Source organism: Citrobacter sp. CRE-46 (genome assembly GCF_059615875.1).
The window spans coordinates 5,231,238-5,242,518 of sequence record NZ_CM184341.1; the positions used below are offsets into that span (position 1 = coordinate 5,231,238).

13 protein-coding genes are annotated in these 11,281 nt (G+C 53.3%); 2 read left to right on the plus strand and 11 right to left on the minus strand.

Annotated features, from left to right (window positions below; genetic code table 11):
- The first annotated feature begins 9 nt into the window (after window positions 1-9).
- Window positions 10-735, plus strand: coding sequence for a phosphate signaling complex protein PhoU (gene phoU, locus AC534G_RS25345; RefSeq protein WP_038635754.1), 726 nt, complete (start codon window positions 10-12; stop codon window positions 733-735).
- Between the two features lie 52 nt (window positions 736-787).
- Here phoU and yieH read toward each other — a convergent pair whose 3' ends face one another.
- Window positions 788-1,453 (minus strand): 6-phosphogluconate phosphatase, encoded by a 666-nt coding sequence (gene yieH, locus AC534G_RS25350; protein WP_069323647.1) that lies wholly within the window; start codon window positions 1,451-1,453, stop codon window positions 788-790.
- Between the two features lie 167 nt (window positions 1,454-1,620).
- Between yieH and adeP the strand changes: the two genes are divergently transcribed.
- Entirely contained in the window at window positions 1,621-2,958 is a 1,338-nt protein-coding gene (gene adeP / locus AC534G_RS25355; RefSeq protein WP_006687753.1) for an adenine permease AdeP, read from the plus strand.
- 56 nt (window positions 2,959-3,014) lie between these two features.
- On the opposite strand, the gene AC534G_RS25360 is transcribed toward adeP, so the two are convergent.
- The 10 genes from AC534G_RS25360 to AC534G_RS25405 form a co-directional block, all read right to left on the minus strand.
- On the minus strand, window positions 3,015-3,581 hold the full coding sequence (locus AC534G_RS25360; protein ID WP_003023832.1) for an NADPH-dependent FMN reductase: 567 nt from the start codon (window positions 3,579-3,581) through the stop codon (window positions 3,015-3,017).
- 30 nt (window positions 3,582-3,611) lie between these two features.
- Window positions 3,612-4,361, minus strand: a complete 750-nt coding sequence (locus AC534G_RS25365; protein WP_069323648.1) for a 4'-phosphopantetheinyl transferase family protein — start codon at window positions 4,359-4,361, stop codon at window positions 3,612-3,614.
- A gap of 166 nt (window positions 4,362-4,527) precedes the next feature.
- Window positions 4,528-5,487 (minus strand): HTH-type transcriptional regulator YidZ, encoded by a 960-nt coding sequence (gene yidZ / locus AC534G_RS25370; RefSeq protein WP_038635741.1) that lies wholly within the window; start codon window positions 5,485-5,487, stop codon window positions 4,528-4,530.
- Entirely contained in the window at window positions 5,456-6,637 is a 1,182-nt protein-coding gene (locus tag AC534G_RS25375; protein WP_110496394.1) for an MFS transporter, read from the minus strand. Before AC534G_RS25375 ends, yidZ begins: the two co-directional genes overlap by 32 nt.
- 181 nt (window positions 6,638-6,818) lie before the next feature.
- Window positions 6,819-8,183 (minus strand): tRNA uridine-5-carboxymethylaminomethyl(34) synthesis GTPase MnmE, encoded by a 1,365-nt coding sequence (mnmE, locus tag AC534G_RS25380; RefSeq protein WP_110496396.1) that lies wholly within the window; start codon window positions 8,181-8,183, stop codon window positions 6,819-6,821.
- A gap of 105 nt (window positions 8,184-8,288) precedes the next feature.
- Window positions 8,289-9,935, minus strand: a complete 1,647-nt coding sequence (gene yidC, locus AC534G_RS25385; protein WP_006687746.1) for a membrane protein insertase YidC — start codon at window positions 9,933-9,935, stop codon at window positions 8,289-8,291.
- Between the two features lie 2 nt (window positions 9,936-9,937).
- On the minus strand, window positions 9,938-10,195 hold the full coding sequence (yidD, locus tag AC534G_RS25390; protein ID WP_003023846.1) for a membrane protein insertion efficiency factor YidD: 258 nt from the start codon (window positions 10,193-10,195) through the stop codon (window positions 9,938-9,940).
- Window positions 10,159-10,518 (minus strand): ribonuclease P protein component, encoded by a 360-nt coding sequence (rnpA, locus tag AC534G_RS25395; RefSeq protein ID WP_003844432.1) that lies wholly within the window; start codon window positions 10,516-10,518, stop codon window positions 10,159-10,161. Before rnpA ends, yidD begins: the two co-directional genes overlap by 37 nt.
- Before the next feature lie 17 nt (window positions 10,519-10,535).
- A complete protein-coding gene (rpmH, locus tag AC534G_RS25400) occupies window positions 10,536-10,676 on the minus strand; it encodes a 50S ribosomal protein L34 (RefSeq protein WP_003023858.1) in 141 nt (46 codons plus the stop codon).
- A gap of 228 nt (window positions 10,677-10,904) precedes the next feature.
- Window positions 10,905-11,060: a hypothetical protein gene (locus AC534G_RS25405; RefSeq protein WP_419866962.1), complete on the minus strand. Its 156-nt coding sequence runs from the start codon at window positions 11,058-11,060 to the stop codon at window positions 10,905-10,907.
- Window positions 11,061-11,281 lie beyond the last annotated feature (221 nt).

An 11,281-nucleotide genomic window follows, 5' to 3' on the forward strand; every position in this document is an offset into this window, starting at 1 on the left:
GAGCTTGTTGTGGATAACCTTAACCTAAATAAACATATTTCCGGCCAGTTCAACGCAGAGCTGGAAAGCATCCGTACCCAGGTGATGACCATGGGCGGCATGGTGGAGCAGCAGCTTTCTGATGCGATTACCGCCATGCATAACCAGGACAGCGAGCTGGCGAAGCGCGTCATTGAAGGCGATAAGAACGTCAACATGATGGAAGTGGCGATCGACGAAGCCTGCGTGCGTATTATTGCCAAACGTCAGCCGACCGCCAGCGACCTGCGCCTGGTGATGGCGATTATCAAAACCATCGCTGAGCTGGAGCGTATTGGCGACGTGGCGGACAAAATTTGTCGCACCGCGCTGGAGAAATTCTCGCATCAGCATCAGCCGCTGCTGGTCAGCCTGGAATCACTGGGCCGCCACACTGTGCAGATGCTGCATGACGTGCTGGATGCGTTTGCGCGTATGGATCTGGACGAAGCGGTACGTATTTATCGTGAAGATAAGAAAGTTGACCAGGAATATGAAGGCATCGTGCGTCAGCTGATGACCTATATGATGGAAGACCCGCGTACTATCCCAAGCGTGCTTACCGCGCTGTTTTGCGCCCGTTCCATCGAGCGTATCGGTGACCGTTGCCAGAATATCTGCGAATACATTTTCTACTTCGTGAAGGGACAAGATTTCCGTCATGTAGGTGGTGATGAGCTGGATAAGCTGCTGGCGGGGAAAGATCCGAAAGAGTAATAAAAACGTAGAAAATAGGCCGGATGAGCGTCAGCGCCATCCGGCATTTCAGTTAACGCGTAATATCCCATCCGCGCGCTTTCCACAATTCCGGCAACTGGGCCAAATCGGTAAAAGTCGTCACTTTTGGATGATCGATCGGTTTGTTGTGCGGATCGGCGCAGAAATAGAATACTTCCATTCCCGCCGCAATCCCCGCCTGCGCGCCGGCACTGGAATCATCGACCAGAATGCAGTTCTCAACGTTGACGTCCATCGCTGTTGCCGCATGGAACATCAGGTCCGGATCGGGCTTCCAGCGTTGGATATCGTAACCGCTGAACAATAAATCAGGAAAATGGTGCAACATGCCCAGCTTACCCAGCGAATGCTGCATTTTACTGACCGGACCGTTAGAGACTACGCACATGGGCACTGTCATACTGTCCAGTAGCGCATTAGCGCCAGCGATCACCTCCAGTTCCGTATCGAACAGACGTGCGACCTCAGCGCGGTAAACCGGTTCTAAATCAGCTCTTGCCAGTTCGACACCGTGCTCTTCGTTGATAATGTCGATGATCTCGTACAGCTTTACCCCTTTGAAGCGTTTAAAAATTTCTTCAAGATCGAGCGTAATGCCGAACGCCTGGAACATGCTGACATACGCGCGAGAACAAATCACTTCACTGTCAACAAGGGTACCGTCACAGTCAAAAAATACGGCTTCTATCTGGGACATGTCATTTCCATTTTAACAAGTTTAACGTTTTCGTAATGCATTATTGGGCCACGCAATCGTTGCCGTATAAGCAAAATCAATGAAAAAAGTTGCTCATAACCCAACCCTATTGTCGCATTTTGGTATAGGATAGCGACGAATTTTCCCTCCTTGTTCGGAAATTGATAATGAGTCAACAACACACAACCCAGGCTTCTGGCCAGGGGATGCTGGAACGCGTGTTCAAACTGCGCGAACATGGCACGACGGCACGGACCGAAGTGATCGCCGGTTTAACGACCTTCCTGACGATGGTGTATATCGTTTTTGTTAACCCGCAAATTCTTGGCGTAGCTGGCATGGATACCAGCGCCGTCTTTGTTACCACCTGTCTTATTGCTGCTTTTGGTAGCATCCTGATGGGCCTGTTTGCCAACCTGCCGGTCGCCCTTGCGCCTGCTATGGGCCTGAACGCATTCTTTGCTTTCGTGGTCGTCGGCGCGATGGGCCTCTCCTGGCAGATTGGTATGGGCGCTATCTTCTGGGGCGCGGTAGGTTTGCTGCTGCTGACAATTTTCCGCGTACGTTATTGGATGATTGCAAATATCCCGGTTAGCCTGCGCGTGGGGATCACCAGCGGTATTGGTCTGTTCATCGGCATGATGGGGCTGAAAAACGCTGGTGTTATCGTGGCGAACAAAGACACGCTGGTGTCCATCGGCAACCTGACGTCTCACAGCGTGCTGCTCGGTATTCTGGGCTTCTTTATCATCGCGATTCTGGCGTCGCGCAACATTCATGCGGCGGTGCTGATCTCCATCATTGTGACCACGTTACTGGGCTGGATGCTGGGCGATGTGCATTACAACGGTATCGTCTCTGCGCCACCGAGCGTGATGTCCGTTATTGGCCATGTCGATCTGGCCGGTTCGTTTAATATTGGCCTGGCGGGGGTGATTTTCTCATTCATGCTGGTCAACCTGTTCGACTCCTCCGGTACGCTGATTGGCGTTACGGATAAAGCCGGTCTGGCGGATGCGAAGGGCAAGTTCCCGCGTATGAAGCAGGCGTTGTATGTAGATAGCGTGTCATCTGTTACCGGCGCGTTTATCGGTACTTCTTCCGTTACCGCGTATATTGAATCTTCTTCCGGGGTTTCTGTCGGCGGACGTACCGGTCTGACAGCCGTGGTCGTTGGCCTGCTGTTCCTGCTGGTTATCTTCCTGTCGCCGCTGGCGGGAATGGTGCCGGGCTATGCCGCGGCCGGTGCGCTGATTTACGTCGGTGTGCTGATGACATCAAGCCTGTCGCGCGTGAAGTGGGATGACCTGACAGAAGCGGTTCCGGCGTTTATTACCGCCGTGATGATGCCGTTTAGCTTCTCGATTACCGAAGGTATCGCGCTGGGCTTTATTTCCTACTGCGTGATGAAAATCGGGACCGGACGTTTGCGCGATCTCAGCCCGTGCGTCATCGTTGTTGCGCTGCTGTTTGTACTGAAGATTGTGTTTATCGACGCGCACTGATCGCTGTTTATTTGGTTTTAGAAAGACAAGCCCGGCAAATCGCCGGGCTTTTTCGTTTACGCTTTCACGCGCTGAATGTAGTCGCCAAATGCGGTCAGTTGACCGGTCAGATGGTCCAGCGTGCTTTGGTCGATTACTTCACCCGTCTGCGGATCCACCTTGTTCTGAATGACCCCGCCCATAAATTCCGGCTTGTTCATCACCATGGCGTCGAGGAACACCAGGATCTGACGAAGATGGTACTGACAGCGCGCGCCGCCAATAGCGCCCATTGAGCTGGTCTGAATCAGCACCGGCTTGCCAGATAATGGCTGATCGGGCAGGCGGGACAGCCAGTCGATGGCGTTTTTCAGTCCGCCAGGAACAGAATAGTTATATTCCGGTGTCACAATAACAACACCATCAGCTTTCCTTATTTGCTCTGCCAGCGCTTCTACGCTGGCCGGGAAGCCTTCTTCCTGCTGGAGGTCGGCATCGTACAGCGGGATATCACCAATCGACGGTAACGCGCTCACTTCCATTCCTGCGGGCGCAATTTTAGGCAGCGTGCGGGCAACCATGCCGTTAAACGAACCTTTGCGCAGACTTCCCAGTAACGTAACAACATTCAATGTTTCAGACATGGTGACTCCTGTTTCATCATGAAGGTTAAATCAGTTAAGCGTATGGCTTTTCGCTGCGCATAATTGAGAGAACCGGATCAGACGACCCGTTGGCTCATTGGCGCGAGTCTGGATATCAGGCAAACTTTTCCAGTCCTGTTTACCATCAAACTCCCAAACCTTGAGTTTTTCAATGGTTGGCGTAACCGCAACCGACCACACCAGCACATCTTCCGCATCGCAAATGGCTTCCACCTGCGCAACATGGGCACATTTCAGACGTCCTGCGCCGGGTAAAAGCTGGAGTTCGCGCGGATCGTCATTACACACATCGCCGGTGAGTTTGAGAACGCTCTGGCGCAACGTAATGAGCTGCGCACGCGCTTCGTTTGGGTCGTTTTGGTTATTGATCCACAGGTTTTCGTTACTGGAGAAGCGCCAGGTTTGTGTTGAATTCGGATTGTGAAAACCCCGTGTCGCTCGCTGAAGCTCCATATCCAGGCCGCACACACCTTCTGTTGTCAGCGCAACGCCAACGATATTTCCAGCATAAGAAATCGAAAATCCCGGCAGGTTTTTATCGCGAAAAACGGGCTTACCTTTCGCCTCAGTAACAATCTCAGGCAACGTGCTGGTGCCGTAAAGCATGAACATCAGTTCTGCGAGAAGGCTTCGGGAGGCCAGGAAACGTGTTCGGCGGTGAGCGGGTAGATTTCTTGCTTCAATGTGACATGGAGTAGGGAGACGAACTGAAACCAGGTGTCCCTCCGTAAGAATCCCTCTGGCAAAATGTGTCGCCATTTTTCGCTCCGTGATTAATGGTCCGTTATTATTACCAGAGTAACATTTACACGGCGTTCAGGCAGGTTTTACGGGCTAAAAAATAAACGGAAATGGAATACATTACGCGACATTTACATTTCTGTTGCCAGAATGGTCATTTAAGCAACACTCTGGCGGCGGATCGTCAGGACATATCGCGATACAACGCCTTGATCGTGTCTTTCAGCCAGACGATCTTCGGATTATGGCTGTTACGTTTATGCCAAAGGAGAGTGAACGGTACGCGCATTTTCTCTAACTGTGCAGCATCAAATGGCATAGGACGCGCCACTAGCGGAAGCTGGTGGAGTTGGTTATAACGCTGACAATAGACCGGCGCGGTGGCTATCAGCGCATGATCCGGCTGTGCGGCCATAAACAGCGACTGCTCAAAACCTGGCAGGCATAACGCGATATTGCGTGTGCGCCCCATCTCCTGAAGCACATCGTCCAGCGCCCAGGTATCGCTTTGCTCCCAGCTAATACTGATGTGGGGATAGCGCAGAAATGTGTCCAGACTCCACTCTTCCTGCAATGCCGGATGATCTTCACGTAGCCAGACGCAAGGGAGATCGGAAAACAACACTTCATGGTCGATCGACAACGGCAGTAGGCTCAGCAGTTCTCGCGAACGCGGATGGCTTTCGCGACCGGTGAAGCCGATATCCACCTCGCCGCGAATAATCGCATCCAGCGAATCATAGTCCCAGTTGCGTATTTTGATTGTCGCCTGGGGATAACGCTGATAGATCTGCCGGGAGAGGGCGTTGAACATGATCATTACCAGCGGCGTTTCGGCCACCAGATCAAACTTCAACCCGCGCGGAGCCTCATGGTGCGGCTTATCCAGCAATTGATTGCTCATCTGCATCCACTCTGCCAGATTCTGCTCCATGCTGACCATTAACGGCGTCGGCGTAAGTCCCAGCGGGGTGTTTACAAACAACGGGTCGTCAAACCAGGTCCGCAGTTTCGACAGCGACTTACTGACCGCCGACGGCGTGACGTTCATCCGTTTGGCGGTTTTGGTAACGCTGCGTTCCTGCATCAATAACTGCAGGCACAGCAACAAATTAAGATCGAGACTGCTGAGGGATTTCTTCATGAGTTGGCGCGGACCGGTTGGGGGCAACAGTGATAATCAGCATGATACTCACTATGCTACAGCCAATCAGAATCCCGATCAGCATATTCAGCGCATCAAGGCCGAGGACCGCTGCCAGCCAAATCCATAATGATGAGCCACAAACCTGCGCAATACCTAACGCCGAGCTGGCAACCCCTGCCCGCAGCGAGAACGGCCCCAGCGCCTGACTCATGGCGACACCAAAACCAACCGAGAACCCGGCGCAGATTAAGGTCAGCCCAAACAGCGTCACCGTATGCGAGCTGGCGAGGGTTAACACCACGCCTGCGGACAGAAACAGCACCTGAGAAGTCAGCATCAGAACGCGAGGCTTGAAAACGCTGAGGGCGAACGGCGTCGAGAAAGAGACCGCCATACTGATACCTGCGGTCATGGCCATCGTCGTGGCATACTCACCACGGTCGAAGCCCATCACTTCCATTAGCAACACCGGAGAGGTATTCACGAAGGTCAGGATCACCGACACGCTGAGAGTGGTAATGGCCAGACGGCTTAAGAAAAAACGGTTCACCAAAGACTCGTTGGCGTGGTTCTTTGGTATAGACGCCGTGAGGGTCGCTGGGCGTGATTCTCGCAGGATAAATACCGACAGCAGGCATACAACCACACCCATACCGATCATCGTGTAGAACAGGCTTTGCCACGGGTATTTGAGCATAATCAGATGCCCCATCACCGGAGCCAACACCGGTACGATACAGGTGATTCCGTTCAACAGCGACAGCACTTTTGCCCGGCGGCGATCGTCGAGCGTATCGCGCAGAATAGCGAAGGCCACCACATAGCAGCAGCCTGCGCCTACGCCCTGAATAAAGCGGCCGACCAGGAACGGTGTACCGCTCTCGGCAAATGAACACAGCGCAGAGGCGAAAATAAAGATGAGGGCGCCGACTATGGCGACCGGTTTACGTCCTGACTGGTCGGCGACTTTTCCGGCGAAAAGCATCGCCGTCGCCATTCCCGCCAGATAAACCGAAAACGCGATATGCAGTTGCGCCTCGCTGGCCTGTAGATCGGCCGCAATGCGAGGCAGTCCCACCAGATACATATCAATACCGGCGGGATAAAGTAGAACCAGGGCAAAACTGCAGATTAGAAAGCGTGTCATAGCGACCTCATAAGGAATGTGGCGCTAAGGATACGGGCAGAGAGTCAACTGCACGAGTTGCCATTTGGACAACAGTGTTTTCCTCATGGGAAATTATTGTTGCAGGACGGGAGTGTAAACACCTTATCCAGACGACGGGGCCTGTAGGCCCGGTAGGCATCGCGCCACCGGGCAACACACGTTACTTACCAATACAGAAGCTGGAGAAAATCCGTCCCAGCAGATCGTCGGAGGTAAATTCACCGGTAATCTCACTGAGGTTTTGCTGAGCCAGACGTAGCTCCTCTGCCAGCAATTCTCCGGCCCATGCTCCGAGCAGTTGGGCTTTGCCCTGCTCGAGATGCTCCGCCGCTTCTGCCAGCGCCTGTAGGTGACGACGACGCGCCAGGAAGCCGCCTTCCATATTGGTTTCAAAGCCCATGCTCTGCTTGAGATGGTTGCGCAGCACGTCAACGCCTTCACCGGTACGTGCGGAGAGGCGCACCAGTGAGTGACCATTTACTTCACTCAGGCCCAGCGTTTCACCGGTAATATCTGCTTTGTTACGCACCACGGTAATAGGTAGTTTGGCGGGCAGACGGGCAATAAAGTCCGGCCAGATGTCAGCCGGGTCCACGGCGTCGGTGGTGGTGCCATCAACCATAAACAGTACGCGATCGGCCTGTTCGATTTCCTGCCATGCGCGTTCGATCCCAATGCGTTCAACTTCATCGCTGGCATCGCGCAGACCGGCGGTGTCGATAATGTGCAGCGGCATGCCGTCGATATGGATATGCTCACGCAGTACGTCGCGGGTGGTGCCGGCGATGTCGGTGACAATGGCGGCTTCGCGGCCTGCCAGCGCGTTTAGCAGGCTTGATTTCCCGGCGTTCGGGCGACCAGCAATCACCACCTTCATCCCTTCGCGCAGCAGGCTACCCTGACGCGCTTCGGCACGTACGGCATCAAGATCGCTGATAACGCTATTGAGCTGCGCTTCAATCTTGCCGTCAGACAGGAAGTCGATTTCTTCATCCGGGAAATCAATCGCCGCTTCCACGTAGATGCGCAGGTGAGTGAGCGCTTCCACAAGATGATTTACCCGTGCGGAAAAGGCGCCCTGCAACGAGTTCAGCGCCGAGCGAGCCGCTTGCTCCGAGCTGGCATCGATCAGGTCGGCAATCGCCTCTGCCTGGGCTAAATCGAGCTTATCATTGAGAAACGCGCGCTCGGAGAATTCACCGGGTCTGGCAATGCGCAGCCCGGGAATGGTCAAAATACGTTTGAGCAGCAGATCAAGAATCACCGGACCGCCGTGACCCTGCAGCTCTAAAACGTCTTCACCGGTAAAGGAGTTTGGGCCGGGAAACCACATGGCAATGCCTTGATCCAGCGCGCTGCCATCCGCGTCTTTAAACGGCAGATAGTCGGCATAACGCGGTTTTGGCAGTTTGCCCAGTACGGTTTCTGCGACCTCGCGCGCTTTCAGGCCGGAGATACGCAGGATACCCACGCCACCACGTCCCGGAGGGGTGGCCTGAGCGACGATGGTGTCGTTATGGCTCATGATATGTCTCTTTGTGATGCAATAAAAAAGGCGGTCTAATGACCGCCCTTTACGTTATGTTCCGTTTGCCGGATGGCGGTTTCGCCTAATCCGGCCTACACCGAATCAGGAGTTTTTCTTCTCGCGGCTATGCAGCCCACGCTTCTCCAGACCACGGTAAATCAGCTGCTGCTGAATAATGGTTACCAGGTTGCTGACGATATAGTACAGCACCAGACCTGACGGGAACCACAGGAAGAACACGGTGAAGATGACCGGCATAAAGGTCATGATCTTCTGCTGCATCGGGTCGGTCACGGTGGTCGGAGACATCTTCTGAATGAAGAACATCGTCACGCCCATCAGGATCGGCAGGATGTAGTACGGGTCCTGTGCAGACAGGTCATGGATCCACAGCGCGAACGGCGCATGACGCAGTTCAATGGAGCCCATCAGCATGTAGTACAACGCCAGGAAGATTGGCATCTGGATGATCAGCGGGAAGCAGCCGCCCAGCGGGTTAACCTTCTCAGCTTTGTACAGGGCCATCATTTCCTGGCTCTGACGCTGTTTGTCATCGCCCAGACGCTCACGCATCGCCTGAATCTTCGGCTGCAGCATACGCATCTTCGCCATGGAGGTGTACTGCGCTTTGGTCAGCGGGTACATGATGCCACGAACGATAAAGGTGATAACGATGATGGAGAAGCCCCAGTTACCCAGGAAGCTATGGATCCACTTCAGCAGTTTAAACAGCGGCTGAGAGATGAACCACAACCAGCCGTAATCCACGGTCAGATCCAGGTGCGGTGCAACGGCCGCCATTTTGTCCTGAATTTCCGGGCCGACCCACAGGGTGCTGGTCATCGCGCCAGTCTGGCCTGGCTGTACCAGTACCGGCTGAGATTTATAGCCGATAGCGGCAATGCCGTTACCCAGGTTAGCGGTGTAGAAGTTGTTGGTGCCGTCGTTACGCGGAACCCATGCCGTTGCGAAATACTGTTGCAGCATTGCGACCCAACCGTCTTTAGCGTTGACGTTCAGGTTTTCGTTTTCAGCAATGGTGTCGAATTTGTATTTCTCATACTTCTCATCCGGCGTGGAGTACGCCGCGCCACGGAAGGTGTGCAGCGCAAAGTTGCTGCTACCGGTGTCGCGATGAGATGGCAGATTGATGGATTGCTTCAGCTGACCAAAGGTGGAGATTTCCAGCGGTTTCTCGCCGGCGTTCTGCACGCTGTAGTTAACGTTGACAGCATATTCACCACGCTTGAGGACAAACGTTTTAGTGAACGTGTTACCCGCTGCGTCAGTATAGGTCATCGGGATCTGCAGTTCGTTCTGACCGTCTGCCAGTACAAATGCGTCTTTTTCGACGTTGTACAGCGGACGTGGGCCGTTAGCCGGGTTATCCGGGCCGTCACGACCTGTCAGGCCACTCTGTGCCTGGTAGATGAACTGTGGCGTGGTTTCCAGTAACTGGAACGGTTCGGTAGAACCAAGTTCTTTCGGGTAAGCTGGCAGCGAAGCCTGTTCCACATCACCACCACGGGTGTTGATGGTCAGATCAAGCACGTCAGTTTTAACCGTAATCAGTTTCCCCTGGCCACTGGCCGGTACGCCCTGGTCTGCGGCGCTACCCGCTGCGGTGGTCGTTGTCTGCGTGGTCTGTTGGGCCTGAGGTTGCGGGTTTTTATCCTGCTCCCAGGCTTGCCAGATCATGAAAGACACGAACAGCAAAGCGATGACTAAAAGATTGCGTTGCGAATCCATCGTTAGTGTTCTCTGGTATCAAATGGTCCGGGCGGGACGGGATCGTCACCACCAGGGTGTAAAGGGTGGCATTTTAATACGCGTTTCACCGTCAACCAACTGCCTTTTATCACTCCAAACCTGCGCAATGCCTCAATTCCGTAGCTCGAACAGGTTGGAGTGAAACGGCAATGCGGCCCAAGCAGCGGACTGATCAGGCGTTGATAGACCCGAATGAGGGCTATCAGGACCCGCGAGCCAGGCGACAATGGCGACGCCATAATTTTTCCAACGCTTCCGAGAGAGCACGGTTATCGAGGTCAGCAACCCCTTTTTTCGCCACCACCACGAAATCCATTGCGGGAAGTTCGTGCTGACGTAAACGGAAGCTTTCACGCGTCAGACGTTTAATCCGATTGCGTTCATGCGCACGTTTAACATTTTTCTTGGCGACGGTAAGACCGATACGGGGATGCCCCAGCGAATTCAGGCGGCCGAGGATGGTGATTTGCGGCGTGCCAGCCCGTTGTGGCTGCTGGAAGACGAATGTGAAATGAGTGGGAGTTAACAAACGTAACTCCCTGGGAAATGCGAGCTTAACCACTCAGGGGCTAGCTTTTATTACTTAGAAACGGTCAGACGAGAACGGCCTTTAGCACGACGACGTGCCAGAACCTGACGACCATTTTTATTAGCCATACGAGCACGGAAGCCGTGAGAACGGTTGCGCTTCAGTACAGACGGTTGAAAAGTGCGTTTCATGGCGATTTCTACCTAAACTTGAATAAATTCACTGACTTTTGCGTATACCCGAACGAGTTTCGAACGACTTACGCCACAGTGTGGGTGATTAAAGAGGCCGGATTGTAATAATTGTACACTCCGGAGTCAATTCTCTTTCCTTATTTCCCGCTTTTTTCCACAAGGTTTTGTGTGAAAAACAGGCAGCGTTGACGCCGTAAGGCGACCGTTACTCGCTGGGGGTAAGAATTATACGGGCTGGTGGATAAAGCGCAAGGATCGCCCGGGATCTTTATTAGATCGTTTAAGCAGTAAAGCATCTTTACTCATTAATTTTTTCAATATGCGCGCTAAAACCTGCAGCACTTCTCCAGGATCGTTTACACTTAGCCGATTCTGGATCATCCTGTGGATAAATCGGGAAGAATCTGTGAGAAACAGAAGATCTCTTTCTCAGTTTACGCTATGATCCGCGGTCCCGATCGTTTCAATGGATCCTGATCGGGTAAAATTGCAGATAGCAATTCGCACGTCACCCTTTGCATAGGGTCTTGTCGATGTGCGTCAACAATCATGAATGTTTCAGCCTTTGTCATTTATCGACTTTTGTTCGAGTGGAGTCCGCC

Excerpts from the sequence above, each read along its gene's own strand:
- mnmE (WP_110496396.1), bottom strand. The coding sequence starts at position 8,183 with ATGAGCCATAACGACACCATCGTCGCTCAGGCCACCCCTCCGGGACGT.
- yidD (WP_003023846.1), bottom strand. The coding sequence starts at position 10,195 with ATGGCGTCGCCATTGTCGCCTGGCTCGCGGGTCCTGATAGCCCTCATT.
- AC534G_RS25365 (WP_069323648.1), bottom strand. The coding sequence starts at position 4,361 with ATGGCGACACATTTTGCCAGAGGGATTCTTACGGAGGGACACCTGGTT.
- rpmH (WP_003023858.1), bottom strand. The coding sequence starts at position 10,676 with ATGAAACGCACTTTTCAACCGTCTGTACTGAAGCGCAACCGTTCTCAC.
- AC534G_RS25375 (WP_110496394.1), bottom strand. The coding sequence starts at position 6,637 with ATGACACGCTTTCTAATCTGCAGTTTTGCCCTGGTTCTACTTTATCCC.
- yieH (WP_069323647.1), bottom strand. The coding sequence starts at position 1,453 with ATGTCCCAGATAGAAGCCGTATTTTTTGACTGTGACGGTACCCTTGTT.
- yidZ (WP_038635741.1), bottom strand. The coding sequence starts at position 5,487 with ATGAAGAAATCCCTCAGCAGTCTCGATCTTAATTTGTTGCTGTGCCTG.
- AC534G_RS25405 (WP_419866962.1), bottom strand. The coding sequence starts at position 11,060 with ATGATCCAGAATCGGCTAAGTGTAAACGATCCTGGAGAAGTGCTGCAG.
- AC534G_RS25360 (WP_003023832.1), bottom strand. The coding sequence starts at position 3,581 with ATGTCTGAAACATTGAATGTTGTTACGTTACTGGGAAGTCTGCGCAAA.
- yidC (WP_006687746.1), bottom strand. The coding sequence starts at position 9,935 with ATGGATTCGCAACGCAATCTTTTAGTCATCGCTTTGCTGTTCGTGTCT.
- adeP (WP_006687753.1), top strand. The coding sequence starts at position 1,621 with ATGAGTCAACAACACACAACCCAGGCTTCTGGCCAGGGGATGCTGGAA.